We start from the raw sequence: 25,522 nt of genomic DNA, 5'->3' as shown, positions 1-25,522 counted from the left end.
TTCCGCGGCCCCGTAGGTCTCGGCTTCCATCCCTCCAACAAGCAAGCCTGTTCTCGTTCAGGGCCGTACGGGCCTCAGGAAATCCGCCGTTCCGCTTTGCCTTTCGGCGTGGCGATCGGTAGCCGCCTGAGATGGGTTTAATGTACGCCGGATAAGCGTTTGGCGAAACTGCCGCGCGCCTGTGGATAGCGGGATTATCGGGGACTAAGGCGCGTATTCGCAGAGGGGTTCGTGGGCAGTTGATCGGCGGTGCCCGCGTGCCAGGCCGTCAATGCAGGGTGTCAGCCATGTGCCTGAGCTTATCGGGGTTGCGCACGACATAGATGGCGAGGACGCGGCCATCCTCAATCTCCAGCGCAGTCGTTTGGAGAATGTCGCCTCGCTCGATGGTGATGAACCCCGGCAGGCCGTTGATAAAGCCATAGCGCAGCAGGCGAGATCGGCTCACCGCATAGACAGACGCGAACGTCGCGTACTGGCGCATGACATCATCGAGCCCAATGGCCGGCGCCTTTCGCGCCGGTGCCTTGCCGCCACCATCGGCGTAGAGCGTGACGTCCGCCGCGAGCAGTGCGCGCAGGCTGTCCAACTTGCCGTCCCGGGACGCGGCGAAGAAGGCTTCGGCGATCTCCAGGCCCTGTTCCCGCGGCACGGGATAGCGAGGGCGGTCGGCGCGGACGTGGGCTCTCGCCCGGCTGGCGAGCTGGCGACAGGTGGCGGGCTCGCGGCCGATCGTGGCCGCGACCTCGGCGAAGTCGAGGCCGAACACGTCATGAAGCAGGAAGGCAGCGCGCTCCAGCGGCGACAGGCGCTCCAGCGCCATCAGCAAGGGCAAGGTTACGTCATCGGTCTCGTCCTCAGCCGATTCCATAACCGGCTCAGGCAGCCACGGGCCGACATAGGTCTCGCGCCGACGCCGCACCGACTTGAGCCGGTCCAGGCACAAACGCGTGACGACCCGGCGCAGAAAAGCTTCCGGTTCGCGCACCGCGTTTCGGTCGACATCGAGCCAGCGCAAGAAAGCGTCCTGGAGAACGTCCTCCGCGTCCGCGATCGAGCCCAGCATTCGATATGCAACGCGGACAAGGGTCGGACTTAGGGGATCGAAGACGACAGCGGCGTCCTGGCCCGATGCGGGTGCCATCAGGCGGCCTGCCGTTCCTCAGCCGCGTGGACGGAACGAAAGCCGATCCTGATCCGGTTCCAGGCGTTGACTTGCGCGATCAGCAAGGTGAGCCTCACCTGCTCGTCCTCGGTAAAATCCTGGCGCAGCGCCTGGTAGGCATCCTCAGGCGCACGGGTCTCCGACACCAGCGTCAGCGCCTCGGTCCAGCCCAGCGCGGCTCGCTCGCGGTCGGAATATAGCGCGGACTCGCGCCAGGCGCTGAGAAGATGGAGCCGGTCCTCGGTCTCTCCGTACTTGCGGGCATCTTCAACGTGATGGTGGATGCAGAACGCGCATCCGTTGATCTGTGATGCCCGCGTCATGACAAGTTCCCTCAACAAGGGCTCGAGACCGCTGGTCTGAATTGTTTTCCCCAGCTCGATCCACGGCCGCATTGCCGCGGGGCTGGCGGTAAAGGGGTTTAGCCTGGGTGCCATCGTGATCTCCTTTCAAGGGTTTCCGGAGACATGACGAGTTGGATTTGCCGAATGTGACATGAGCTGGACTCTTTTTCAGCCAAGTCTCAGCCGAAATCGCTTTTCATGCTCGATCGCATTGTCGGACATTCGTCCCTTGCCCCGCGGCTCGGCGCCGGCTTCAATGCCGGCAAATGATTGGAAGGCGTGTTCGATGGCCTTAGGGAGGCAGGCTTGAAGGTCGCGGTGGTTCTCAATCCGATCGCCGGCGGCGGCAGGCTCAAGCGGCATTGGCCCGAAGTTGCGGATTCGCTGAAAAGACATTTCGGCGATTTCGAGCTGCGTGAAACGCAGGCCGAGGGGGATGCCGAACGGCTGGCGCTCGACCTTGCCGCCATCGGCTTCGAGCTGGTGATCGCGGCCGGCGGCGACGGCACCGCCAGCGAGGTCGCCGACGGGCTGCTGAAGGCTTTCCGGGAAAGCGGCCGGACGGCCGAACTCGGGCTGCTGCCTTGCGGCACCGGCATCGACTTCGCCCGCGGGCTCGGCCTGTCGGACAATGTCGACCTGACACTGAAGCGGATTGCCGAGGCCAAGGGGCGCAAGGTCGACGCCGGGTGCATCAGCTATGTCGACGACCATGGCGCGCTGGCCAGCCGCCATTTCATCAACATCGCCAGCCTCGGGCTTTCCGGCGCCACCGACCGCGCGGTCAATGCCGACAAGCGCAAGGGCAAGGTTTCGGCCAAGGCGTTGTTCTATTGGCGCACGGTCTGGGAGTTCCTCCGCTACCGCTTCCAGGAGGTTGCGATCACTGTCGACGACGGTGCCCCGGTCGAGGCGCGCATGGCGCTGGTGGCGGTGGCAAACGGAAAATTCTTTGGCGGCGGCATGATGATCGCGCCCGACGCCGAGCTTAACGACGGCGAGTTCGACATCATTATCCTGCGCGCCGCCGGCAAGCTGAAGCTGATCTGGGACATCCGCCTGCTCTATGGCGGGCGGCACCGCAACCATCCGGCGATCACCATCCTGCGCGGCAAGAAAGTGGTTGTCGAGCCGCTCGGCGATGTGCAAAAGAACGCCGCGCTGATCGACATAGACGGCGAATCGCCGGGTCGCATACCGGCGACCTTCGAGATCCTGCCCGGCGCATTGACGCTGAGATATTGAAGCAAGCCGTTGAGGGATTGATTCAAGTTGTTTCGGCGGTGATTCCGATCCTAGGTCCAACACGTTGAAATCGCGTGACATTGTTGGTAGGTCCCGCTGGACAACTCACGGCATCAACGGTGTCTGCATCATCTGCAAATGCAGGTCCTTGCCGGTCCAGGGATGCGCCTCGCAGACGGCCTCATCGAGCTCGACGCCGAGGCCCGGCTCCTTAGACGGGATGACGTTGCCGTCCTGCCATTCGATCTTCTTCTTGAGCAGCTTCTCGTGAAAACCGTCCCACTGCTTCAGTGATTCCAGAATGAGGAAGTTGGGCAGCGTCACCGCAAGCTGGATGTTGGCGGCGCCGACGATCGGCCCGCAATAGCAATGCGGCGCGACCTGGATGTGATAGGCCTCGGCCATGGCGGCGATCTTCTTGGTTTCGAGAATGCCGCCGGAGCGGCCAAGGTCGGGTTGAAGAATGGTCGCGGCACGGTTCTCGATGACCCGGGCAAATTCGAACTTGGTCGTCAGTCTTTCCCCTGTCGCGATCGGGATCGAAGTGCCGCGCGCCACTTGAGCCATGACCTCGGGCATGTCGGGCGGCACCGGCTCCTCGAACCACAGCGGATCATAGGGCTCGATGGCGCGGGCGAGGCGCAATGCACCCGAAGCGGTGAACTGGCCGTGCGTGCCGAACAGGATGTCGGCTCTGGTGCCGACCGCCTCGCGGATCGCCTTGACCATGCGGGCGGAGAGGTCGATGTCGACGAGGCGCGGCTGGTGCCCGTCGAAGGCGGTGTAGGGGCCGGCCGGATCGAGCTTGACCGCATTGAAACCCTGCTCGACATATTCGAGCGCGCAGGCGGCGGCCAGATCAGGATCGTTGTAGACGTTCTTGCCGCGCGCATCCTCGGAGTGGACGCTGCCGGTGTGCGGATAAAGGTAGGTATAGGAACGCAGCGTTTCGTGCACCTGGCCGCCAAGCAGCTTGTAGACCGGCTTGCCGGCCTCCTTGCCGATAATGTCCCAGCAGGCGATTTCGAGCGCCGAGAAACAGCCCATGCCCGACACGTCGGGGCGCTGGGTGAAGCCGGACGAATAGGCGCGGCGGAAGAAGGTCTCGACGTCGTGCGGATCGCGGCCGACGAGATAGCGCTCTGCCATGTCCTCGACCATTTTTGCGGTGACATGGGCCGAGAAGGTGGCGTTGTAGGCCTCGCCATAGCCGACGACGCCGCCATCGGTGGTAAGCTTGACGAAGATGAAATATTTGCCGCCGATGCCGGGTGGCGGATTGCCGACCACCCAGGTCTTGACGTCGGTGATCTTCATTTTTGATCCTCCAGAACCAGTTCGGCGCCCTTCCATCCGGTCATGATCGCGGCGGCGTTCGTGTTGCCGGTGATGTTGTCCGGAAAGATCGAGGCGTCGATGACGCGCAACGCCTGGATGCCGTGCACCCTGAGGCGCGGATCGACGACGGCGCGCGCCGCGTCCGGCCCCATGCGGCAGGTCGAGACCGGGTGATAGACGGTACCCGAGCGCTTTCTGAAATCCTGAATGAGGTCCGCATCGGAGGTGATCGACAGACCCGGCAAAACCTCTTCCTCGATGATCTCCGCCATCGCCGGCATCGAAGCGACCTTCCGGACGAATTTCACCGCCGCCAGCATTTCGGCGACATCCGCCTCGGTCGAAAAGGCGTTGGCAACGATCTTTGGGTAATCGCGCGGATTGGCGGAACGGATCATGATTTCGCCGCGGCTCGACGGACGGCAGTTGGAGAGCCCGATGGAAAAGCCCGGCCATGGATCGGGCGTCAGGATCGGCCGTTCGCCACTCTTCGGAATGACCGTCGAAAACGCCTGGAAATAGAGCTGCATGTTGGGCCGTGCCGCGGCCGGGTCGGTGCGGAAGAAGCCGCCGGCATTGTTCATCGACAGCGACAGCGGACCCGACCGCAGGAGGACATATTGCATGCCGACCAGGAGCTTGCCCCACCACGGACGCAGGATCTGGTTGAGCGTCGGCTGCCTGCCCTTGAAGGTGTAGTTGATGCCGACATGGTCCTGCAGGTTTGCCCCGACATTCTCGTTGGCGCAAATGACGGGAATGCCGAGCGCACCAAGCAACGCCGATGGGCCGATGCCTGAAAGCTGCAGCAATTGGGGCGAATTGACCGAACCGCCCGACAGGATGATCTCGCGGCCGGCGCGGGCGGTTTTCGTCTCTCCATTTTGGAGATACTCGACACCGACGGCGCGCTTGCCCTCGAACAGGATTTTTGTCGCCAGCGCGTTGATCTCGACGCGGACATTCTTGCGCTTCATCGCCGGGCGCAGGAAGGCGCGCGCCGCCGACATGCGGCGGCCGTTCCTGGTGGTGATTTGATAGACGCCGACGCCTTCTTGCGTGGCGCCGTTGAAATCCGGGTTGAGCGGCAGGCCGGCTTGGTTGGCGGCCGCGAGATAGCGCTTGGTGAGCGGATGGACAGAGGTCGAGCAGTCGGTGATATGCAGCGGCCCTCCGACGCCGCGCCATTGATCGGCGCCGGCCTGGTTGTCCTCCAGCGCCTTGAAAGCGGGCAGCAGGTCGTCGAAGCCCCAGCCGGGGTTGCCGGCATCCCGCCAGGCGTCGAAATCCTCGCGCGCGCCCCTGATCCAGACCATGGCGTTGATTGAACTCGAGCCGCCGAGCAGCTTGCCGCGCGGCCAGTGGTCGACATTGCCGGCAAGCCCGGGGTCAGGCTCGGCCTTGTAGTTCCAGTTGACCGCCGAGTCGAAGAAGGTCTTGCCGTAGCCGAGCGGCATCTGGACGTAGAAGCGGCGGTCGCTGCCGCCGGCCTCGAGCACCAGCACCGAGAAGCGGCCGGAAGCCGACAATCTTTCGGCCAGGACCGAGCCGGCCGAACCGGAGCCGACGATGATGAAGTCATAGGTTTGCATGGTGGCTGCGGCTGGCTCCGGAATTTGGCTCTAACCTAGGCTTCGGCGCGACGCGGCGTCGCCGCGTCTTCCGGCATCCGATGTGAAAAAAGCGACTGGCAACTTCGTTTGAATTTCGACTTTCAGCGCCAAGAAGATTGATGAAGACCTAACTTGCCCACGCATCGAGTTGATTGAGGACAGCAATCGCTGGATAGGATTTTCGGTTGGGATAAGCATGCCTATAATAGGCATTCCAATAGCTTGTGGCCCTGGTGCGCATCGTACGCATTATGTTTCGGTTCTGTCGGACAAAACTGGCATAGGCTGATGCGTCCAGATCAGGTACTGCCGCGTAGATATCTTCGGCGATTTCGACGACATATTCGCCCAACAGCAGAACGACGAAGGCGATGCTCCAACTTTCGTTCAGCGAAAGGATCACCCTGGCTGATTTCTGCCGCAAAAAGCCATCTGTCGATCGTGTCAGCAGGCAATGCGACGGAAACGAAAAGCCAAGGTGATGCTCTCGCACGCTTGGCAGAAAATGTAACCGATAAGGAATATAGATGCCCGCTCCATCAGAAATGAGATGCCGGGACGTCGTTCGGTAAGTGTCGTCGACAAAGGGCGTCAGCTCCTCCTCTGCCATGGTGGTCAACATGCTGAATGGGAAAGCCCGCTTCGCAACGCCTGAGAACGGCTTGCGTCGTGTGAACCAATCCACGTCGTTCCCCTGACCAAGAGTTGAAACATCTGTATATCGGGATTACGTCGGCTGCGCGATGGCACTGCGACCGCGTCCACCCATTGCCGAATTTCAAGCCCCGCCATCTGAACTCAGGACGTTGGCCACGCCTTCGCCTGTGCTTTGTCGGCAAGCCCGTCCGAGCATCACAGGCGATGATCGGCAATCTGCTTGAATTCATAGCGCATGATCGGGCGCACCGGCGTCCTGCGGGCGACGACCTTGAACCCGGCGCGCGCGAAGGTGGAGGCATATCCGCTGCCGGAAGCGCTCGGCGATACGTCGGCGTCGAAAGGATAGGCTTCGAGTGCGGGAGCTTTTGCGCGCCTTGCGACTTCCAGTGCCTGCGCAATCAGCTGGAATGTTACGCCCCGCCGGCGGTATTGTTTTCGCACGTAGAGGCAGGACAGGGACCAGACCGGCCTGTCATCCACGCGCTTGAGCTGCCATAGCCGATCGAGCCAGGGCAGGGCATCCCGCGGCGTCACCTGGCACCAGCCGACAGCCATATCGCCGTCGAAAGCAAGCAAACCCGGAGGCGGACCATGCTGGACGGCTTGCCGGAACGCCGCCTTGTTTTCCTCGCCAGGTCGCTTTCGATAAGAACGACCGATCCGCCCGTACATACACCAACAACGACTGCAGACGGCGCTCTCACCGAACAGGTCCTCGAGCGCCGGCCACAGATCGGGCGTCAGTGGGCGAAAGCCAAGTTCCATGTCAGCCGTCATCCGCTATCGATGTTACCAGTCTAGCCTGCACTGCGCGCTAGCGCATCATAGGTTGCGGTCCATGCGGGTGATGTTCGAAACGGGGCTTCACTCAGCATCCCCGCCGTGCTCCGGCTCAGCGCAGAAAACCGAGCACGGCCTGCATGAACTCTGCAGGGTACTCGACGTTCGACAAGTGAACCGCGGGCAGGACAACCAGTTTCGCGCCGGGCACCGTCGCGGCGATCAGATCGCTATGGCTGGCGGCTGTGACAGTGTCGTGCTGGCCGGCGATCACCAGCGTTGGCCTGGAAATCAGAGCCACGGTTCGGCGAAGGTCCGCATCGCGAACCGCTGCGAACAAACCAGCCAAGCCTTGCCGGTCTATGCCCAGCAGCATGGTGCGAAATGCTTCAATGACGGGCCCGCTGGCCGCCAGCATGTTTGCAGGAAACCAGTTGCCCAGGAACATCTCGGCGGTTTCGGACATGTCCGGCGCCTGCAGCACGGCGGCAATCCGTTCGTCAAACTGCTTTGCTGGTCCGAGGTAGGATGAGGTGTTGCTCAGGATCAGGCGATCGATCCGCTCGGGCGCGTGGATGCCGAGCCACTGCCCGACGAAGCCGCCCAACGACAGACCGAGAAAGTGTACGCGTTCAATGCCCAGGGCGTCGAGCAACTCGATCACGTCGCGGCCAAGCCGGTCGAGCGAATAAGCGCCGGCCGGAACGCTCGACCGTCCGTGGCCGCGAAAATCATAGCGCAGAACACGAAAATGCTTCGACAACTCGTCGACCTGCATGTCCCACATCCGCAGCGTGGTGCCGATGGAATTCGACAGCATCAGCACAGGTTGCCGGGCGTCGCCGTCGATGCGGTAGGCGATGCGCGTGCCATCGCCGACGGTCACGAAATCCAGCTCATTCATGGTGAAGACACCTTCCTTTTGAAGCGTTGAATGTGGCAAAGCGTAGCTGCGGCGCGCTTTTGATGATATTACAAAGATAGGACTATCTCTGTAATAGAAACTGACATGGCCGAATTTACCCTGCACGACCTGCAATGCTTCGATGCGGTGGTCCGCTGCGGCGGCTTTCAGCCTGCGGCGGCCATGCTGCATCGCTCGCACCCGGCTATATTCGCCGCCGTGGCAAAGCTGGAACGGCAACTCGACCTCGTTCTTTTGGATCGCAGCGGCTATCGCGTGCGCCCCACCGAGGCAGGGCTGTCGTTCCATCGCAGGGCACAATCGCTGCTGCGCGAGCTCGAGGGCTTGCGGCTTCATGCTGCTCAGCTGTCAATGGGCGAAGAAAGCGAGATCCATGTGGTGATCGGTGACCTGTGCCCGCGTCCGCAGGCACTGGGCATGCTCGCACGGTTCTTCGCCCAGTGTCCGGGCACACGCCTGCATCTGCACTTCGAGGCGGTGGGCGGCCCGTGGGAGCGCCTCTTCGATGACGAAGCCGATTTGATCCTGCACTGGATCGACAAGAGCGACCCGCGGGTGGAATGGATCGATCTGTGCAAGGTGCAATTTGTTCCGGTAGTGGCGTCGGGCTTTCTGCCGGAGCGGATCAAGCACCCAATCACGCCGGATCAGATGCACGCGTTCACCCAATGTGTCATGCGCGACACGGCCCGCCATTCGCCGCAACAAGACTACTTCATGATCGAGGGTGCGCCGCAATGCATGGTGGCCGATCAGGGCATGAAGAAGGAAATCATCCTGCAGGGCCTCGGATGGGGCCACATGCCCCGCTTCCTGATCGAGGAAGAGCTGCGCGACGGACGCCTGCAATCCATTGCCGGTCGTCATCTACCAGGCCGTACCGAGGAGTTGGTGGTTGCGCGCCGCCGCGACCGGCCGCACGGGCCGATCTCGAACCGTCTGTGGGATCATATCGAGCAAGAGGCGCCGACGTTGGGGGCGGTTCCGGTAGAGGGCGAAATGACACCCTAAGCGGCCATGACACGTTTCACACGACAGGGATTTTAGCCGGTTTCGCCACACAACAGTCGCTGGACAAACACCTTGCAGACGGCAGAGCGCGACCCCTTCCCGATCCTCGGCGGCGGACGCGATGAACGGCTCGATTGCGCCCGAAACGAACTTCTGCCACATCGGTAACCTGCCGCCACCTCCTCAGCAAGATATGTGCTATTCTGAGGATATGCCCGCGCCCTCCGACCGATCACCCGACAAGTCGCCGGAAGACGGTGCGGTTGCATCGGATCCGTATGCGGAGCTAGCCAATCGCGGAGATTGGTCCAGGCTTCACCGCGAACTGTCAGACAGAGACCGCCGCAGTGAACTTGGCGGCGCCGAGCTCCAGCGCCTCGGGGAAGCCGCCTACATGCTTGGGCGCGAGGAGGAATTCGTTCGGGACTACGAGGGGGCCTTCGAAGAGCATCTCCGGAACGGACGCGAACGATCCGCAGCGCGTTGCGGCTTCTGGATCGGGCTCACCCTGATGTTTCGCGGCGAATTCGCCCAAGGCAGCGGATGGCTGACCCGTGCCAACCGGCTGGTCGCGGATCATGCGCCGGAATGTGCAGAACACGGCTATCTTCAGCTTCCAATGGTCAAACAATGCCTCGCCGCCGACAGTCTGGACGAAGCATTCACCCATGCAACACGTGCCGCGGAGATCGGACAGCGCTGCGAAGATCCGGACCTCTTGGCTATCGCGCGCCACCTTCAGGGTCGGATATTGATCGTGCGCGGCGACTATGTGCGAGGCTTCGAACTGCTGGACGAAGCGATGGTTTCGGTCACCTCGGGCCGGCTCTCACCGATCGTTACCGGGCTGGTCTACTGCAGCGTGATCGAGATCTGTCAGAAATTTCATGCCACGAGCCGGGCGAGGGAATGGACATCGGCGCTGATCGGATGGTGCGCGGGACAGCCCGACATCGTTGCCTTCACCGGCCGATGCCTGATCCACCGGGCCGAAATCCTGATCCTCGACGGCCACTGGGACGAGGCCGGCCGCGAGGCCAGTGTCGCCAGCATCCGCCTTCAGCAGGGGCCCTCGAAGCACCACGCCGGTCCGGCATTCTACCAGAAGGGCGAGGTCTTTCGCCTCCGCGGCCAATGGGACGAGGCCGATGCCGCCTATCGCGCAGCGAGCAGGCTCGGGTTCGATCCGCAGCCGGGACTGGCGCTTATGCGATTGCAGCAGGGGCACGAGCAGCCGGCCCTTTCGGCGATCCGCCGCGCACTGCAGTCGGTCGATGACATGCCGGGCAAACTCCGCCTCTTGCCGGCTGCGGTGGAAATTACTCTCGCTGTCGGTTCGGCCGATGACGCCTGGGAACTGTGCGAAACACTGCGCGACTGCGCGCGCCAATATTCCGCGGATGCAGTCCGCGCCGCAGCCGCCGAGGCTACCGCGCGGGTGCTGATCCATGCTGGTCGAGCCGCGGAGGCATTGGCCCATATCCGGCGCGCAGTGGAGATCCTCTGGGACCTTCGGGCGCCTTATCATCTTGCCCGGATGCGGGTGCTGACAGCGCGGGCCTGTCTCGCAACCGGCGATACTGAAGCGGCGCAGACCGAACGGGACGAAGCGATAAGACTTTTCCGCGAGCTCGGCGCGCACCCCGACGAAGCCGTTACCGGCAAGCTGCGGGCTACCATGACGGCGACAGGCAGCGAAGTTCTCACCCTCAGACAGACGCAGGTTCTGCGCCTGATCGCGTCAGGCCTGACCAACCCGGAAATTGCCGGCGAGCTCGGTCTGAGCCAGCGGACGGTAGACCGTCACGTTAGCGATATCCTGACGCGGCTGAACGTGCGCACGCGCGCGGCAGCCACGGCCTTTGCGGTCGAGCACGGCCTGATCGGCATGGGCGTATCTGGGTAATCCTACCCAAGCCAAAATTTCTCGCTGCGTGGGTATTTACGCCGAAGCGGGCAACCGTGACGCGGGTCTAAACTTCATGGCGTGGTAAAGGCCACAGGAGGTTTTCCCGATGCAAACGAATAATAACAGCATGAGCGGGCCCGGCGGTGTCTGGCTCGCCACCGGAACGCTGCTGCTGGCGGCTGCGCTCGTCTTTCACGGGCCACCGGACGCGGATTTGTCTGTTCAGATGCAGAATATCGCCGAGGGCCATGGGCGATGGGCTACGGTCCATTGGACGGCGGCAGCGGCGCTGTTCCTGATCGCCGGCGCTTCGTTCCTGAACCTGGCGCTCAACCCCCGGGTCCGGCATTCGCCGATGCTGAGTTCCGCCTGGATGGTGATGGCTCTCGGCGCCCTGACCACGTTCTCCACCGCAGTCGCCGAGGCATCGGTGGTCGCGGTCGCGGCCGACCGGGGTGACACCAACGCCTTCATGACCTGGTGGGCGTTTTCCGGCGGCATGGGTAACGGATTCTGGGCGCTGGCCTTGGCGACAGCGCTTGTCGCGTATCACGACGCCCGCGATAACGTCGGGATACTGCCCCGATGGGCCGCGATCGTCGGCTCGGCGTTCGGTATCCTTTCGGCAACCGGGTGGACACTCGGTGAGCAGCTCGGGATCGGCATCGGGGGTCCGATCTGGCTGGTTTCCTCGCTTCTCATGTGCCTGTGGCTCGCGTGGTACGGGCTGTCCTCAAGCAGCGTCCGGTCGGGGCAAGCCACGGCGTAAAGCGCCTGATCCAGCATCATCTTGAGACAGGAGGAAAAAATGTCCCTTCAAACGAAGGAAATCGAGGCGACGATCCACGACATCCACGAATTCTTCACCGACTGGGTGGCGGGCCGATGCCCTGGCGACGACGCGACGTTCAAGAAGAACGCGCTCGACCGGATCAGCGACGATCTGGTCGCCATCATGCCAGGCGGCAGGGCGTTCGGGAAAAAAGACTTCGCAGGTTACATGAAGAGCATCTACGGATCGAATCCGGCCTTCCGTATCAAAATACGCGACATCCGGATCAGCCATCAAAGCGCCGACCTGGCGGTCGTGAACTACCACGAATGGCAACGCGACGCGAAGGACTCCGATGAACCGAACAATGGCCGGGTCACGACGATGGTGGTCCGCGATCGCGGCTACAGCCGCGGGCCCGAGATCTTGCAGGTTCATGAAACCTGGCTCCCAGCCGATGTCGTTCAGTCCGCGGATTTCGCGTTCTGAAAAGCGTCGGTCCGAAACGGGCAGGGAAAGGAATTGCGCTGGCGGGACCATCGGCTCTGCCGCCGTCATGGAGCCAGAACTTTGCTTCTTTTCAGCCCGAATTGATCCACATTCAACGTCCGGCTAGTCCAGCAATCCGGCCATTCCTTGCGTTCGCGTGGAGCGTCCGGCCGTCATCTGCCAGGCCGTACCGAGGAGTTCGCGGTGGCGCGCCGCGACCGGCCGCACGGGCCGATCTCCAACCGTCTGTGGGATCATATCGAGCAAGAGGCGCCGACGTTGCGTCGAGCGCTCGAGCCTCGGAAGCCTGTCCAGTAGGCAAAGCCGGGGCTCGGCCAGGCCGTTCAGCGGACGGCCAAACGAGCGGCCTTACCCGCCTAAATTGATTGCTGCATAATTTGCAGCAGTGAACTGCATCCCGTCGCTATTCCAGCTGCTTGTGAGGCGCATTATTGATGTCGCAAGGAGTTCGCCATGACCCGCGCCGACCCCGCTCGAAGAGTGGTCCGAGGGGTCGGCATCTGCCCTGGCGGCGACCCCGTAGCCTGCGACTAGTTTCATCTGCACATTCGAAGGACAAGACCATGAATATCGACCGTCGAACGTTCGGCCTTGGCGCCTTTAGTGCCAGCGCCCTGCTACTTTCCCCTATCAACCTCTTTGCGAGCAACGCTGCGGCTATCGCCGCCCCGTCTCCGGCTTCGCTTGCGAGCGCCTACAGGTTTATGCTCGGCGACCTCGAGATTACTGCGCTGAGCGACGGCTACCTCAATCTTGGCCTCGAACTCTTCCCTTCCGCCGATCCGGCTGCCGCTGAAGCGCTCCTGGCAAAGGCATTCCTGCCAAAGGCACTCCCGACCTCGGTCAACGCTTACCTTGTCACCAGGGGCGACAGGCGGGTGCTGATCGATACCGGCACGGCATCGGCGATGGGGCCTATACTGGGACATATACCTGAGGCGCTCGCAGCCGCCGGCGTCAGGCCGGAAGAAATCGACACGGTAATCATCACCCACCTCCATCCCGACCATGCCAACGGCCTTGTCGGGATTGGCGGCAAGGCCGCCTTCCCGGCAGCGGAGGTCGTGGTTGCCGCGCCGGAATTCGCTTTCTGGCACGATGACGGGATCCTATCCAAGGCGCCCGACCAGATGAAGCCGTACTTCGAAATAGCGCGCAAATCGCTGGTGCCTTACGATGGCAAAGTCAGGAAGATCGAAGGCGAGGTCGAGATCGCGCCCGGAATCAGGGCATTGCCTGCGCCCGGACATACGCCGGGGCATCTCGCGCTTCGGATTGGCTCTGGTGATGCCAACCTGCTGCTCTTCACTGACGTAATCCACGCCTCCGCGCTGCAATTTGCGCATCCGGAATGGGCAATCGCCTTCGACGTGGACCAGGAGGCCGCAATCGCCACACGCAAGAAGGTGCTCGACATGGTGTCAGCGGATGGCCTGCTCGTCGCAGGCATGCACCTGCCCTTCCCAGGCATCGGTCATGTGATCCGCGAAGGCAACGCCTACGCCTACGTCCCGACGCCGTGGCCCGCTTTGTAAAGCGCACCTATTGGTAAGCGCTCGGGCGCGCCAGCTTTCTCACCTCGGCCATAGAGTGCATCGCCGAACGTCAGGCCGCGACACTATTCAGTGGCGTTGACCTGTCCGTGCCATGACGATACGGGATCGGACGATCGGCTTCGAGAGGATTGGCCAAATGGTGCATTACGCGGACGGGCGGCCGATCGGCGATCTGACGCTCAGGACGCTGGCCATGCCTTCCGATGCCAATGCGGCGGGCGATATCTTTGGCGGCTGGGTGATGGCGCAGATGGATCTCGCCTGCGGCATCCGCGCCGCCGAGCGCGCCAAGGGCCGCGTGGTGACGGCGGCGGTGAAGGAAATGTCCTTCGCCAAGCCGATGAAGATCGGCGACACGCTGTGCATCTATACGCATGTCGAACGGGTCGGCCGCACCTCGATGACGCTCAAGGTCGAGGCCTGGGCGCAGCGCTATCTCTCCGACCTGATGGAGAAGGTCACCCATGCCGACTTCGTCATGGTGGCGCTGGACGGCGAAGGCAAGCCGAAGGCGGTTCCGGCGGAAGGCTGACCGGCCTGATTCCAGAAGACGAACTTAAACAGCCGTCTCTCCCGCGCGGGGGATGCGGGCAGCGATCCGGCGTGGTCTTTGACCAACGGGTTCCCGCATGCGCGCCTGCAGCGCGAGCGACGGGATCTTGGGAGGAAAGACAATGCGTCAACACATGCTGAACGCTGCCCTGGCCGGTGCGTTTGCAGCCTTGCTCTGCCTGTCGTCCGCAAGCGCTTTTGCCGAGGTCAAAAAAGGCGATCCAGGCGCCACCTGCACGTCGGAAAACCGCACCATCAACGGGCAGGCGGCCAAGTGCGAGATCTGCTCGGCGACGAAATGCGACACCAGCGGTACGACGGTGAGCAATTGCCGGAAGGAGACGACCACGACCTGCACGATTGGCGGCAAGGTGGTCAGTCCCAACCCGAAATGGAACCGGATCGAGAAGCTGCCGAAGAGCAAGATGCAATTACAGCAGTAGGGCTCATCCGGAGGATCCCCGTCAGGTTCAAACCCTTGCAGCGCAAGGGCTCAGCTGTGCATGGCGTCGAATTTTTCGCGCGCGACCTTGACACGCTCGGTGTTCTTGCGCGCCCATTCGCCGAGTGCACCGACCGGCACCAGAAGCTCGTAGCCAAGGTCGGTCAATTCGTAGTCGACCCGCGGCGGGATGGTCGGGAACACGGTGCGCGTGACGAAGCCGTCGCGCTCGAGCCCGCGCAAAGTGGTGGTCAGCATCTTCTGTGAAATGCCGCCGACCGCGCTTCGCAGCTCGTTGAAACGCAGCGGCCCGTCGCCGAGCTTGCCGACGACGAGCACGGTCCATTTGTCGCCGACGCGCTGCAGGATTTCCGAGATGGCGCGGCAGTCCTCGGTGCGGTGCGGGTGCCTTGGTAACAAAAAAGTGCCTCCTTGCACATTGAGCGGCCAGTTACTCATATAGCGCAGGTATCTAAACGATACCAGTATTCCTGTAAGGAGAGCCCCTCTATGTCAAAACCCAAAATCGCCATCGTCATTGGTTCGACCCGCGCCGCGCGCTTTGCCGACGTCCCGGCCCAATGGATTGCCAAGATCGCCAGGTCGCATGCCGACATCGATGTCGAAGTCGTCGACCTGCGCGATTTCCCGCTGCCGTTCTTCGATGAGGTCGCATCCTCCGCCTGGGCGCCGTCGCAGAACGAAGTGGCGCAGCGCTGGCAAAAGAAGGTCGCCGGATTCGACGGCTTCATCTTCACCGCCGCCGAATACAATCATGGCCCGACGGCCGTGCTGAAGAACGCCATCGACTACGCCGCCAACGAGTGGAACAAGAAGGCGGCCGGCTTCGTCGGCTATGGCAGCGTTGGTGGCGCGCGTGCGGTCGAGCAGCTGAGGCTGCATGCGGTCGAGTTGCAGATGGCGCCGGTGAAGTCCGCCGTCCACATCGCCTGGGCCGAGTTCCTTGCCGTCAAGCAAGGTGAGAAGAAGCTCGATGAATTCGAGCACCTCAACCAGGCGGCAACCGCGCTCGTCAACGACATTGCATGGTGGGCCAGGGTACTGAAGACGGCGCGTCAGGCCGATGCCGTCGCCGAGGAAGTCAAGGCGGCCTGAGCGCAGGTTCGAACAATCCTCCCAAGGATTAATTCTCCCAAGGATTCAGGGCGGCGCATGCGCCGCCCTTTTTTCAGACGGCATGCGCGTCCTGCGCTTGCCTTGGCCTGATGATGCAATCGGCAAGGCGGTCCATCTCATTCAACTCGTCGGCGTGGTGCTGACCCCACTGGCAAAGTGCCAGCAGGATGGGCTCGAGGCTGAGGCCGAGCAGCGTCGCCGAATATTCCACGCGCGAGGGGATCTCGGCAAAGATCTCGCGGCGAACGAGGCCGTGCTCTTCCATGTCGCGAAGCTGCTGGATCAGCACTTTCTGCGTGATATTGGGCATCAATCCTTGCAGCGCCGACAGCCGCCGCGGCCCGTCGAAGAGATGATAGAGGATGATCGCCTTCCAGCGGCCCGAAATCACTTTCAGCGCGCGCTCGGCCGGCAGCATCGGCAGTCTCTTGATCAGCTTGGCCATGGTCACCTCCCGGTCAGCGGCGGACAAATCGGTGTGTGGTCGAAGCCAGGCAGATAGTGGCAAACAGCGGCCGATGCCAATAACGATCGGTGCATGTGATGAGAGCCATTCAACTGAACCGTTTCGGCGACCCTGACGTTCTCGAAATGGTTGAGGTGCCGAAGCCCGAGCCGCAAGCCGGCGAGGTCCTGGTCCGCGTTCGTGCGGCCGGGGTGAATTTCTTCGAAGTGCTGATGCGCGCAGATCGCTACGCGGTGACGCCGCAACTGCCGATGATCCTTGGCGTCGAGGCCGCCGGGATCGTGGAGGCGCTCGGGCATGGGATGGATGCTTCCTTGCTCGGCACGCGCGTCGCCGCGCCGTTGTTCGCCTCGAGCCGCCCGTTAGGCGGCTATGCCGATTATGTGACGATTGACGCAAGCCTGGCCGTGCCCTTGCCGGATGCGCTCTCGTTCGAAGCCTCGACGGCATTGATGGTGCAAGGACTGACGGCGTTGCATCTGTCGCGGCAAAGCCCGCCGGCCGGCAAATCGGTGCTGGTCGCCGCTGCCGCGGGCGGCGTCGGTTCGTTGCTTGTCCAGCTTGCGAAGCGGGCAGGGGCGAGCAATGTCATCGCGGCTGCCGGCAGCAAGGCCAAGCTCGATCTTGCTTTGTCGCTGGGGGCCGACGTTGCCGTCGACTCCAGCAAAACGGACTGGCCAGAGCGCATCCGGGTAGCGACAGGCGGCGCCGGCGTCGACATCGTCTACGACATTGTCGGCGGCCCGCTGACGGCGGTTGCGCTGGAGGCTCTGGCACCTCGCGGAGAGCTGGCGTTTGCCGCACTTGGCAGATACGCGCTCGGCGGCCCGGAGATGGAGGCGATGATCGGCCGCAACCAGTCGCTGAGAGGTTTTGCACTGCTGCCGCTGCTCTCTCCAGACGTGCTCCGTGACGACCTGTCGGGGCTCTTCAATCTGGCGGCAAGTGGTGAGCTTAAAGTGACCAACGGCGGTCGCTTCCCGCTCGACCAGGCCAGTCAGGCGCATCGCCTGCTGGAGGAGCGCGGCGCGACCGGCAAGGTCGTCTTGATACCCTAGTAGTGCTCGGCAAGGAGCCGGGGATCCGGGCTTGTGCCGTTCCGGCCGTCAGCGAACCCGATAGAACGGATTTGGCAGCAGGAACAGCTTCTCGGCATGCCCCCCGAACAAGTCGGATGGCTGGTCGCCGACATTGGCAATTATCGTGTAGCCGGCCTTTTCGATTTCGGCTCTTATGGGTGCCTTGAAATCTGCGGCGGAACCATATTTGGCTCCAGGCTGGACCATGTAAAGGTGCTCATAGCCGGCATAGCCCGCCGACTGCAGGTTCTGTTCGGTTGCCTGACGCTGGTCCTCCGGACGTCCGGTGATGAAGAACACCGCGACTTTCGCCGTTCGCGCCTGCCGGAAGACCTCCAGCACCGGGTCAATGGCCGGATCCTTCGCAAGCTGGTCCCAGGCGGCCCAGCCACAGGAACCGTCGATTGCGATATCGCAGGCGCCGCTGATCGGGCGGCCGAAATTGTCACGTGTGATCACTTCCCAGTTGGCCAAAGCCGTCTCGTCGATGTCGAGCACCAGTGCGGGGCGAGGCACCTCCGTCGCGCGCTTGACGACCCAGTCGCCGGCCTGCTTCGCCACTGCGGCAAGGTCGCGATCATAGTCGCCGGAATCATGATAATTGGCAGCCGCCAGCATCGCATCGCCGACATTGGCTGGCTGGGACGGGCTTGTGAGAAGGAGCGAATCGGAACGTGCCGGCACAGGAACATTTGTGCCGATCATCAGCACGATTGCCCCGACACGCGCAATTCTATTCCAACCAATCGCCCGCATCACGAGACTTTGCGGTCACGAGAAGTCCGCTGTCAAGCGAGACCGAACAGACGACCGTGCTCCCGGGTGAATTGTGACACGCTTTCGTAACCGACCGCGAACGCCGCGCTGCTCGCGGTCTTTTCCTCCGACAGGTGACGCACCGCCGAAATCTCCGGCGCAAGTGCGTCACCCCAGGTCATAGCCAACACGGCCTTGACCGTGCCCTACGCCGCCTGAACGATCTCGACCAGTTCAACGTCGAACACCAGATCCCGCCCGGCCAACGGATGATTGCCGTCGAGCTTGACGCTGGCGTCGTCCACGCCGACGACTGTTACCGGCATCGGGCGCCCTTCTGGGGTTCTGACCTGCAATCGAGTGCCGATATCGACGTTGATGTTGTCTGGTACGCGGGCGCGGTCAACGGTCATGACCGCTTCGGGGCGGTGGGGGCCATAGGCGGCCTCGGCGGGAACAGTCACGGTGCTTTTCGCGCCCACCTCCATGCCCTCGACATGGGTTTCAAGACCGGGAATCACCTGTCCTTCACCCAGCGTGAATTGCAGCGGTTCGTTGCCGGAAGAATCGAATTGGGTGCCGTCTGCGAGGCGGCCATTGTAATTGATGCGCACGGTGTCGCCATTCTTGGCCTGTGTCATGGTAGTCATCCTTTTGGAAGGTTTTGAGGGGCCGGCCAGAGCTCACGGTCCCGTCCTCGATCATCCACGCACTCAAGTGCACGGCGCGAAACGTTAAAACTAGGTGCCTGGCTGCCGATGTAAACCCCGATTGAGCGACGCCGGCATGACGCCGCCGGCGCTCGCCGCCTCCGGCAGCAGGGCGCCGGACTGGCGGTCATGCCGGCTCAACCCATTCAGGCGGCGTGCAAATGGCGGCTAGATCAGGTTATGGCCGCCATCGATGCGGATTGTCTCGCCGGTCGTGAAGTCACTTTCCATGAGGTAGAGGTAGGCGGCGGCGACGTCCGCAGCGGTCGGAATTTTTCTCGATGGCAACCGGGCAGCCATGTCGGCAAAGAAGCCGGATTTGGCTTCTCCAACGATGTCCCACATCGGTGTGTCGACCCATCCGGGAGACACGACATTGACGCGTGTCGGGGCCAGTTCGAGCGCCAGGGCGCGGGCGAAGTAGCTGAATGAGCCGGCAATCGCGGAGACGACTGCACCTCCCGGCACCGGCGGCTTGTCCTTGTTGATACCCGACGTGAAGGTCATGGAGCCGCCGGCCCTCAGGGTGCGCACAGCGTGCTTGGCGAGCATGACGGCGCCAATCAGCTTGTTGTCGACGAAGCGCCGCACCGCCTCCATGTCGGTACCGCCGATGGGATCGCCGGGCGGCAGTGTTCCGGCGGTCGATACGAGGTGATCGAAATGACCGGCCTCTTCGAACAGGCGAGCGACGTCTGCTTCGTCGGTCATGTCGGCGACCAAACTTGTCACGCGATTACCCGCATTGAGCGTCCGTTCGGCCGCCTGCAGTTTCTCTTGCGACCGGCTGACGATCACGACCGTCGCTCCGCTGTTGAGCGCAGCTTCCGCGACGCCAAGACCGATGCCGGAGCTGCCTCCGACGACGATGACTTTCCTGTCCACGAGCGATGTCACGGGAGGTCTCCATTCGTTTGCGATGTAGGTGAGGGTCAAGCCTTGCCGGCGTAGGCGGCTTCGAGGTCGGCGATGATGATCTTGCGCATCCCATACATCGCCTGCCGGACGCGGTTGGCCTTTTCGCGATCCGGATCGGCACTGAGCCGCGGCAGGATTTCCGGGATGACCTGCCAATAGACGCCGAACTTGTCAGTGAGCCAGCCGCAGGGTTGTTCCCTGCCGCCGCCGGCGGTGAGCGCCTCATAGTAGTAGTCGGTCTCGGCCTGGTCCTTGGTCTCGATGTAGAGCGAGAGCCGCTCGTTGAAGGGCGGCTGCGGCCCGGCGTTGAGCGCTGTAAGGTGCAGTCCCTCGAGCTCGAAATCGAAGGTGGCATGCGGGACCGTCTTGTTGGTTCCGGACACCCAGTCGGTGTATTCGATCGTCTCGAGCACTTTGCCGTTCTTGAAGACCGAGAGATAGAAATCGCGGGCCTCCTTGGCGTCGGTGTTGAACCAGAGGAATGGATGGATGGTGGCCATGTCCGTTCTCCGTTAATTCCTTGCGACAGCGATCTTTCGCGAAGAACCTGTCCGCCGTTACTTTCGTTCAGGCTAGCGGCGGTCCGACTGCCGATAGATCGAGCCGTCCCAGTCGCGGGCCAACCCGAGGTCTTCGAGCCGGCGGGTCGAGAAGCGTGCAATCAGCCGCTCGGTCCGGCGCCGGCTGCTCGAGGCGAGGATGCGGCCGGCCATGCCGGTCAGGACGTCGACGATGGGTTCAACTCGTTTGGCGCTCATGGTGCTCTCCCAGGGTTGCGGCAGTTTTGGTGTTGGTAGTTGCCCCGCGACTTTCGTCAGCGAGAGTATCAGTCACATCAGACTTGCCTTTTGCAGCGGCGGTGGATGGCTGATTACGTGAGCAAACATGCCGTCTTCCGGTCTGGACGACAAACGACTTATCGGCGACAATGTGTGAGCATCGCTCACACATGCAGGTATCGATCATGCCCCGGAAACTGCCTCCCCTCACCACCTTGCCGAGCTTCGAGGCGGCGGCGCGCCTGTTGAGTTTCTCCAAGGCGGCAGAGGAACTTCATGTCACCCACGGCGCCATCAGCCGGGCGATCAAGAACCTTGAGGATCAGCTCGGTGTGCAGCTGTTCGAGCGCGGTACGCGTTCGGTGAGCCTGACCGCCGTCGGCGAGCCCTATGCGCGGGCGGTGCGCGAGGTGCTCGACCAGTTGGCTGCCGCCACCGCTGCAGCAACGGCCCGCTATTCGAGCTCGACACTGAACGTCAGTACCTCCGATGGCTTCGCGGGGAGATGGCTGGTGCCACGCCTCTATCGCTTTCACCGTGCGCATGGCGACATCGATGTGCGGGTTTCGACGAGCGGGAAGCTGACCAACTTCCTCGGCGACGGCATCGATGTCGCGGTCCGCTATGGCAGCGGAAATTATGCGGGGCTCACGTCAGAGTTCTTGACCGGCGAGGAGGTGTTTCCAGTGTGCAGCCCAAAGCTTCTTGAGGGTGCACATCCGCTCCGCACTCCTCAGGATCTTAAACATCACACGCTGATCCGTGACAGCTTTCCGATCGACTGGGCGACCTGGCTCGCAAGCGCCGGGGTCGACGGCGTGGACCCGCAGAGCGGGATTACCTTCGACTCTGCCACCTTTGCGATGGAGTCGGCAGCACAAGGCGAAGGGGTGGTGCTGGGCCGGACCATGCTCGTTGCAGCCGACCTTGCCGCCGGGCGACTTGTCCGGCCCTTCGGCCACGCCCTGAAATCCCCCTCCAGCTTCTATCTCGTCTACCCGCCAGCGGCGATCCGTCAGCGCAAAGTCAGGGCTTTTCGGGATTGGCTGCTTTCAGAAGTCACGCCGCAAATGGGGTGACGGGAAGGCCGAGCCGAGGGGACAGTTCGCCTACAGATCAATGTCCGAAAAACCGCTACTATCAGCTCGCCCGAACTGCGGTGATGATCCAGGCACGCGAGTCGAAAAGCACGCCGTCCGCGGTCAAGCGCGCGTCGAGCAGTTCGCGCAACCGCCGCAGCGCCGCAGCGACATCCACATCCGCGCTAGCCAGCGGATCCTTCACCAGTTGCAGGCCAAGCAAAGCGTCATAAGCCGCATCGACGTCCAGGCCATAGAAAACCGGTTCATGCACTTCGGCAAAGTCGACCGAAACAAAACCGGACGCACGCAAGACCTCCGCGGTGATGACGGGGTCACCGAGCGAAAACGGGGTGGCGGCGGCTGCCGATATGGCGGTCCCCGGCGCAATCGCCCGCTGAATGGCAGTCGCCCACTCGTTGCGGTCCTGGCCCTGCCATACCATCCACACAAGACGTGCCCCTGGTCGCATCGCCCGGCCGATATTGGCGAACGCCGCCGCCGGATCGGCAAAGAACATCACGCCAAAGCGACTGATGCACAGATCGAAGCCGGCAGGCGGAAACGCCAGCAATTGCGCATTGCCGCGCTCGAAGGCGACGTTTCGCAATCCCTCGTCCGCGCTACGCCTCCGGGCGAACTCGAGCATCTCGGCCGATACGTCCACCCCGAGCACGCTGCCTTCCACCGCGACGCGGGCAGCATCGCGAGAAGATTGTCCCGAGCCGCATCCGATATCGAGCACGCGATCACGCGTTCCCGCCTTGACGGCAGCCCTGAAGACCTCGTTGTGCCGTCGCAGCTCGGCGTCGTAAAACTCGGCGCAGTTCAACACCATCGCACGCCTGCCTGGACATGATGGGCACGGCGGCATTCCCAGCCGCTCCGCTCTGATCTTGTCGATGATCTCCTCAGCCGGGTGATGCACCGACTTCTGCTTCGGGTCACCCCAGCACTATCAGCCGCGCCGCGCTGCCTCGATCGCGGCAACGTCGATTTTCTTCATCTCCATCATCGCCTCGAATGCGCGCTTTGCTTCGTCGCCGCCGGCAGCCATCGCCTCGGTCAGAACGCGCGGCGTGATTTGCCAGGAGATGCCCCATTTGTCCTTGCACCAACCGCAGGCACTTTCCTGGCCGCCATTGCCGACGATGGCGTTCCAGTAGCGGTCGGTCTCCTGCTGATCGTCGGTGGCGATCTGGAAGGAGAAGGCTTCGTTGTGTTTGAACGCGGGACCGCCATTGAGGCCGAGGCAGGGGATGCCGGCGACCGTGAACTCGACCGTCAGCACGTCGCCCGCCTTGCCGGACGGGTAGTCGCTGGGAGCGCGGTGGACGGATTTCACCAAGCTGTCGGGGAAAGTCTCGGCATAGAAGCGGGCCGCAGCCTCGGCGTCCTTGTCATACCAAAGGCAGATCGTGTTCTTGGCGATTGTCATTGCTGGTCCCTTTGCTTTTGAATCAACCTGGGCTTTTGATCAACCTGGGCTTTTGGAAACAACCTGGGCTTTTGAAATCAACCCGGGCCTTGAAGTCAATCCGGGCTTTTGCACAGCCAGCCTCGGCGTTGCACTACGAAAATGGAATGCGCTCGTGCCATCTGACGTTCCGACAGCAACACCTGCACGGCATCAAGGTATCACGGCTGGCACTTTTAAGACCAGATGTGGGCAGTGACTCGAACGGGCGACGGTCCGCCGGGTCCCGACCGGTGGCCTTCACTTTTTTGTCTGGGGCAGCTTTGTTTGGGGCAGCGCCGCTTTGCTCAAGGGCGTGCTGGCTTTCGGTTGGGCGCCCCGGTGCCTCAGGAGGCGCACAAGCAAGTTCCGTCTGCCCTTGCGCGGGACGAGATCGATATCGCTGACAAGCTTTGCGCCGCCCTCGCGACGCTCCAACGTGATCTTGCGGCTATGAAAGGTTTCCAGCTCGGCGCGATGCGCTACGCTGATGATGGTGACCTTCGGCAATTCGCGAATGATCATCTCCATCATCTTGTCCTGGCTCTTCTCATCAAGTGCTGAGGTTGCTTCATCCAGCACTATGATATCGGGGCTGTGCAGCAGAAGACGCGCGAAGGCGAGCCGCTGCTTTTCGCCACCCGACAAGGTCTGGTCCCATGGCGCGTCCTCTTCGATCTTGGCGTTGAGATAATCGAGTCCCACCTTGTCGAGAGCCGCCTTGATCTTTTTCAGCGTCCAGTTGTCGGCGGCGCCTGGATAGGCGACTGCGCGGCGAAGCGTCCCGGTGGGGATGTAAGGCCGTTGCGGCAACATGAACAACCGTCTGTCGGCGTGGATGTTGATGCTGCCGCTACCCCACGGCCACAGGCCTGCGACGGCCCGCACCAGCGTGCTCTTGCCTGAGCCGGATTCGCCGGCAACGAGCACCCGCTCGGCTGGTTTGATCACGACCTCGGTTTCCTTGACCACGGCGGTACCGTCGTCGAGCGACACGGAGAGATTGTTCAGCCCAAGCATCGCATCGCCTTCGGTTTCGCCGCGCTTAATGCGTCCAAGGGTGTTGCTCTGTTCCGCCCGCTCAAGCCCGTCGAGCGACATCATCAGCGAGGCGATGCGCCGTGCACAGGCATTCCAATCAGCGAGACGGGGGTAGTTGTCGACCAGCCATCCGAACGCGCCCTGCACGATGGCAAAGGCCGAGGCAGCCTGCATTACCTGTCCAAGTGTCATGCTGCCTTCGAGAAACTTTGGAGCGCAAAGCAGAACCGGCACGACCGGCGCAAACAGGCTCGACCCCTGCGACACCAGCGCTGTGCGCATGTGCTGGCCTGCAAGGAGCGCCCACTGCCTGAGCACATGGGCGAATGTCTTGTCCATGCCGCTGCGCTCCTCCTCCTCGCCGCCGAGCAATGCGATACTCTCGCCGTTTTCCCGCACGCGCGTCAGCGTGTAGCGGAACTCAGCTTCCGCCTGGTTTTTTTCCTCGGAGAGGTGGACGAAATGGCGGCCGATGACCGCCATCGAGGTGGACGTGATGGCGGCATAGATTACCGCGGTGACGACCAGGAAGCCGGGAATGGTGACGGTCGAACCTGCAATCGGCAGGGTCAAGGCGCCGCCGATCGTCCACAGCACCACGATGAAGGTCGAGGCCGACAGAAATGCGACGATGACACCGGCAATGAAATCGACGGGCGATTCTGTGGCAATCCGCAAATCCTCGGCGATGCGGGCTTCGGGATTGCTGTGGTCACCGCCGACGAGGTTCAGCTGATAGTAGCGGCCGCTTGCGAGCCAACGTGCGATGACTGCGGTGGTGAGCCAGGAGCGCCAGCGGCGCTGTATCGTCATACGAAAGAAGACTTGTGCCACCACAAGGCTTGTGCTTCCGAGCACGAGCGGCACGAAAACGGCGCTCAGCCGATATACGGTATGGGCGTTGCGTTGCTCAATGGCGTCGAAAATCGCGCGATTCCAGACATTGATCCCATACTGGAAGCCGACATTGGTGACGATCAGGACCAACAGCCCGATCGTGCACGGCCAAGCGAGCCTATCGCCAATGCTGCCCCAGTAACCGCGCGCGCTGATCCAGAAACGCTTCAGCAGGTACCTCTTGCGCGCCTGCTCGGCCTCTTCGGGTGTCAGCTCCGGATCGGGTTCGATGAAATCCGGCGGCGGCGCGGCCTCGCCGACGACCTCGGACGCGGCTTCGACAGTCGATTGTTTCTCGTGGCGCGACTCCTCGGCATCGCGCAATTGGGCGGCGTCAACCGATTTCGGCTTGAATCTAGCCTCGGGCATCCGGCGATAACGG

Annotated in this window: 30 protein-coding genes and 1 pseudogene; 12 read left to right on the top strand and 19 right to left on the bottom strand. The window is 62.5% G+C overall.

The annotated features are described in order from the left end of the window. Positions 1 to 268 precede the first annotated feature (268 nt). Together NKH05_RS24010 and NKH05_RS24005 are read right to left on the bottom strand one after the other, a co-directional pair. Complete coding sequence (locus tag NKH05_RS24010; RefSeq protein ID WP_352856849.1) at positions 269 to 1,144, bottom strand: sigma-70 family RNA polymerase sigma factor; 876 nt, start codon at positions 1,142 to 1,144, stop codon at positions 269 to 271. Further along, entirely contained in the window at positions 1,144 to 1,602 is a 459-nt protein-coding gene (locus tag NKH05_RS24005) for a carboxymuconolactone decarboxylase family protein (RefSeq protein WP_352856851.1), read from the bottom strand. Before NKH05_RS24005 ends, NKH05_RS24010 begins: the two co-directional genes overlap by 1 nt. Before the next feature lie 213 nt (positions 1,603 to 1,815). Between NKH05_RS24005 and NKH05_RS24000 the strand changes: the two genes are divergently transcribed. Next, positions 1,816 to 2,754: a diacylglycerol/lipid kinase family protein gene (locus NKH05_RS24000; RefSeq protein ID WP_353026248.1), complete on the top strand. Its 939-nt coding sequence runs from the start codon at positions 1,816 to 1,818 to the stop codon at positions 2,752 to 2,754. 105 nt (positions 2,755 to 2,859) lie between these two features. Here the strand turns inward: NKH05_RS24000 and NKH05_RS23995 are convergent, their stop codons facing one another. The 5 genes from NKH05_RS23995 to NKH05_RS23975 all read right to left on the bottom strand — a co-directional run bounded on the left by NKH05_RS23995 (position 2,860) and on the right by NKH05_RS23975 (position 8,049). Continuing rightward, on the bottom strand, positions 2,860 to 4,071 hold the full coding sequence (locus tag NKH05_RS23995; protein WP_352859321.1) for a mandelate racemase/muconate lactonizing enzyme family protein: 1,212 nt from the start codon (positions 4,069 to 4,071) through the stop codon (positions 2,860 to 2,862). Beyond that, positions 4,068 to 5,684, bottom strand: coding sequence for a GMC family oxidoreductase (locus tag NKH05_RS23990; protein WP_353026246.1), 1,617 nt, complete (start codon positions 5,682 to 5,684; stop codon positions 4,068 to 4,070). Before NKH05_RS23990 ends, NKH05_RS23995 begins: the two co-directional genes overlap by 4 nt. Before the next feature lie 148 nt (positions 5,685 to 5,832). After that, positions 5,833 to 6,390, bottom strand: a complete 558-nt coding sequence (locus NKH05_RS23985) for a hypothetical protein (protein WP_353026244.1) — start codon at positions 6,388 to 6,390, stop codon at positions 5,833 to 5,835. A 167-nt stretch (positions 6,391 to 6,557) separates the two neighbouring features. Then, on the bottom strand, positions 6,558 to 7,142 hold the full coding sequence (locus tag NKH05_RS23980) for a GNAT family N-acetyltransferase (protein WP_353026242.1): 585 nt from the start codon (positions 7,140 to 7,142) through the stop codon (positions 6,558 to 6,560). 115 nt (positions 7,143 to 7,257) lie between these two features. Next, positions 7,258 to 8,049, bottom strand: a complete 792-nt coding sequence (locus NKH05_RS23975) for an alpha/beta fold hydrolase (RefSeq protein WP_353026240.1) — start codon at positions 8,047 to 8,049, stop codon at positions 7,258 to 7,260. 105 nt (positions 8,050 to 8,154) lie between these two features. On the opposite strand from NKH05_RS23975, the gene NKH05_RS23970 reads away from it, so the two are divergent. Then, the gene (locus NKH05_RS23970; RefSeq protein WP_353026239.1) at positions 8,155 to 9,081 is read left to right on the top strand and encodes a LysR family transcriptional regulator; all 927 of its coding nucleotides are present in this window, start codon (positions 8,155 to 8,157) and stop codon (positions 9,079 to 9,081) included. Positions 9,082 to 9,409: 328 nt separating this feature from the next. Here the strand turns inward: NKH05_RS23970 and NKH05_RS23965 are convergent, their stop codons facing one another. Next, positions 9,410 to 9,817 carry a hypothetical protein gene (locus NKH05_RS23965; RefSeq protein WP_353026237.1) on the bottom strand — a complete coding sequence of 136 codons (408 nt, stop codon included), beginning with the start codon at positions 9,815 to 9,817 and terminating at the stop codon, positions 9,410 to 9,412. 21 nt (positions 9,818 to 9,838) lie between these two features. Here NKH05_RS23965 and NKH05_RS23960 point away from each other — a divergent pair, with 21 nt between their 5' ends. The 6 genes from NKH05_RS23960 (at position 9,839) to NKH05_RS23935 (ending at position 14,823) form a co-directional block, all read left to right on the top strand. After that, complete coding sequence (locus tag NKH05_RS23960) at positions 9,839 to 10,987, top strand: LuxR C-terminal-related transcriptional regulator (protein WP_353026235.1); 1,149 nt, start codon at positions 9,839 to 9,841, stop codon at positions 10,985 to 10,987. 130 nt (positions 10,988 to 11,117) lie between these two features. Further along, positions 11,118 to 11,759, top strand: coding sequence for a hypothetical protein (locus tag NKH05_RS23955; protein ID WP_353026233.1), 642 nt, complete (start codon positions 11,118 to 11,120; stop codon positions 11,757 to 11,759). A 39-nt stretch (positions 11,760 to 11,798) separates the two neighbouring features. Further along, a complete protein-coding gene (locus tag NKH05_RS23950; RefSeq protein WP_352483117.1) occupies positions 11,799 to 12,251 on the top strand; it encodes a nuclear transport factor 2 family protein in 453 nt (150 codons plus the stop codon). 584 nt (positions 12,252 to 12,835) lie between these two features. After that, positions 12,836 to 13,807, top strand: a complete 972-nt coding sequence (locus tag NKH05_RS23945) for an MBL fold metallo-hydrolase (RefSeq protein WP_353026231.1) — start codon at positions 12,836 to 12,838, stop codon at positions 13,805 to 13,807. Between the two features lie 157 nt (positions 13,808 to 13,964). Beyond that, the gene (locus NKH05_RS23940) at positions 13,965 to 14,360 is read left to right on the top strand and encodes an acyl-CoA thioesterase (RefSeq protein ID WP_023678380.1); all 396 of its coding nucleotides are present in this window, start codon (positions 13,965 to 13,967) and stop codon (positions 14,358 to 14,360) included. A 97-nt stretch (positions 14,361 to 14,457) separates the two neighbouring features. Continuing rightward, a complete protein-coding gene (locus tag NKH05_RS23935) occupies positions 14,458 to 14,823 on the top strand; it encodes a hypothetical protein (RefSeq protein ID WP_245278591.1) in 366 nt (121 codons plus the stop codon). 50 nt (positions 14,824 to 14,873) lie between these two features. Here the strand turns inward: NKH05_RS23935 and NKH05_RS23930 are convergent, their stop codons facing one another. Then, on the bottom strand, positions 14,874 to 15,242 hold the full coding sequence (locus NKH05_RS23930; protein WP_352494900.1) for a winged helix-turn-helix transcriptional regulator: 369 nt from the start codon (positions 15,240 to 15,242) through the stop codon (positions 14,874 to 14,876). 90 nt (positions 15,243 to 15,332) lie between these two features. On the opposite strand from NKH05_RS23930, the gene NKH05_RS23925 reads away from it, so the two are divergent. Next, the gene (locus NKH05_RS23925; protein WP_353026229.1) at positions 15,333 to 15,938 is read left to right on the top strand and encodes an NADPH-dependent FMN reductase; all 606 of its coding nucleotides are present in this window, start codon (positions 15,333 to 15,335) and stop codon (positions 15,936 to 15,938) included. A gap of 73 nt (positions 15,939 to 16,011) precedes the next feature. Here NKH05_RS23925 and NKH05_RS23920 read toward each other — a convergent pair whose 3' ends face one another. After that, positions 16,012 to 16,404, bottom strand: a complete 393-nt coding sequence (locus tag NKH05_RS23920) for a winged helix-turn-helix transcriptional regulator (RefSeq protein ID WP_353026227.1) — start codon at positions 16,402 to 16,404, stop codon at positions 16,012 to 16,014. A 98-nt stretch (positions 16,405 to 16,502) separates the two neighbouring features. Here NKH05_RS23920 and NKH05_RS23915 point away from each other — a divergent pair, with 98 nt between their 5' ends. Further along, positions 16,503 to 17,483: a quinone oxidoreductase family protein gene (locus tag NKH05_RS23915; RefSeq protein WP_353026225.1), complete on the top strand. Its 981-nt coding sequence runs from the start codon at positions 16,503 to 16,505 to the stop codon at positions 17,481 to 17,483. 48 nt (positions 17,484 to 17,531) lie between these two features. On the opposite strand, the gene NKH05_RS23910 is transcribed toward NKH05_RS23915, so the two are convergent. From NKH05_RS23910 to NKH05_RS23885, 6 genes and pseudogenes are all read right to left on the bottom strand, one after another. After that, a complete protein-coding gene (locus NKH05_RS23910) occupies positions 17,532 to 18,209 on the bottom strand; it encodes an HAD family acid phosphatase (RefSeq protein WP_352910576.1) in 678 nt (225 codons plus the stop codon). An 83-nt stretch (positions 18,210 to 18,292) separates the two neighbouring features. Next, positions 18,293 to 18,376 (bottom strand): annotated as a pseudogene (locus NKH05_RS23905) (helix-turn-helix domain-containing protein); the annotation flags it as partial. A 90-nt stretch (positions 18,377 to 18,466) separates the two neighbouring features. After that, positions 18,467 to 18,901, bottom strand: coding sequence for an FKBP-type peptidyl-prolyl cis-trans isomerase (locus tag NKH05_RS23900; RefSeq protein WP_023719136.1), 435 nt, complete (start codon positions 18,899 to 18,901; stop codon positions 18,467 to 18,469). 237 nt (positions 18,902 to 19,138) lie between these two features. Next, positions 19,139 to 19,867 carry an SDR family oxidoreductase gene (locus NKH05_RS23895; RefSeq protein ID WP_353026223.1) on the bottom strand — a complete coding sequence of 243 codons (729 nt, stop codon included), beginning with the start codon at positions 19,865 to 19,867 and terminating at the stop codon, positions 19,139 to 19,141. A 35-nt stretch (positions 19,868 to 19,902) separates the two neighbouring features. Next, positions 19,903 to 20,388, bottom strand: a complete 486-nt coding sequence (locus NKH05_RS23890) for a VOC family protein (RefSeq protein WP_352483124.1) — start codon at positions 20,386 to 20,388, stop codon at positions 19,903 to 19,905. A 72-nt stretch (positions 20,389 to 20,460) separates the two neighbouring features. Beyond that, on the bottom strand, positions 20,461 to 20,646 hold the full coding sequence (locus tag NKH05_RS23885; protein WP_352592500.1) for a DUF1127 domain-containing protein: 186 nt from the start codon (positions 20,644 to 20,646) through the stop codon (positions 20,461 to 20,463). 206 nt (positions 20,647 to 20,852) lie between these two features. Between NKH05_RS23885 and NKH05_RS23880 the strand changes: the two genes are divergently transcribed. Then, positions 20,853 to 21,746 carry a transcriptional regulator GcvA gene (locus tag NKH05_RS23880; protein ID WP_352592530.1) on the top strand — a complete coding sequence of 298 codons (894 nt, stop codon included), beginning with the start codon at positions 20,853 to 20,855 and terminating at the stop codon, positions 21,744 to 21,746. A 61-nt stretch (positions 21,747 to 21,807) separates the two neighbouring features. Here the strand turns inward: NKH05_RS23880 and NKH05_RS23875 are convergent, their stop codons facing one another. Then, complete coding sequence (locus NKH05_RS23875) at positions 21,808 to 22,584, bottom strand: class I SAM-dependent methyltransferase (RefSeq protein ID WP_023719131.1); 777 nt, start codon at positions 22,582 to 22,584, stop codon at positions 21,808 to 21,810. Between the two features lie 120 nt (positions 22,585 to 22,704). After that, the gene (locus NKH05_RS23870) at positions 22,705 to 23,178 is read right to left on the bottom strand and encodes a VOC family protein (protein WP_352483215.1); all 474 of its coding nucleotides are present in this window, start codon (positions 23,176 to 23,178) and stop codon (positions 22,705 to 22,707) included. On the opposite strand from NKH05_RS23870, the gene NKH05_RS23865 reads away from it, so the two are divergent. Continuing rightward, positions 23,171 to 23,422: a hypothetical protein gene (locus NKH05_RS23865; RefSeq protein ID WP_156948077.1), complete on the top strand. Its 252-nt coding sequence runs from the start codon at positions 23,171 to 23,173 to the stop codon at positions 23,420 to 23,422. The genes NKH05_RS23870 and NKH05_RS23865 overlap by 8 nt on opposite strands. Before the next feature lie 41 nt (positions 23,423 to 23,463). Here the strand turns inward: NKH05_RS23865 and NKH05_RS23860 are convergent, their stop codons facing one another. Continuing rightward, positions 23,464 to 25,509, bottom strand: coding sequence for an ABC transporter ATP-binding protein/permease (locus tag NKH05_RS23860; RefSeq protein WP_353026221.1), 2,046 nt, complete (start codon positions 25,507 to 25,509; stop codon positions 23,464 to 23,466). Positions 25,510 to 25,522 lie beyond the last annotated feature (13 nt).

The organism is Mesorhizobium sp. M1399 (assembly GCF_040317735.1).
Classification (GTDB): domain Bacteria; phylum Pseudomonadota; class Alphaproteobacteria; order Rhizobiales; family Rhizobiaceae; genus Mesorhizobium.
The sequence above is the reverse complement of the archived record's forward strand: the minus strand, read 5'-3'. Positions and strand labels throughout refer to the sequence as shown.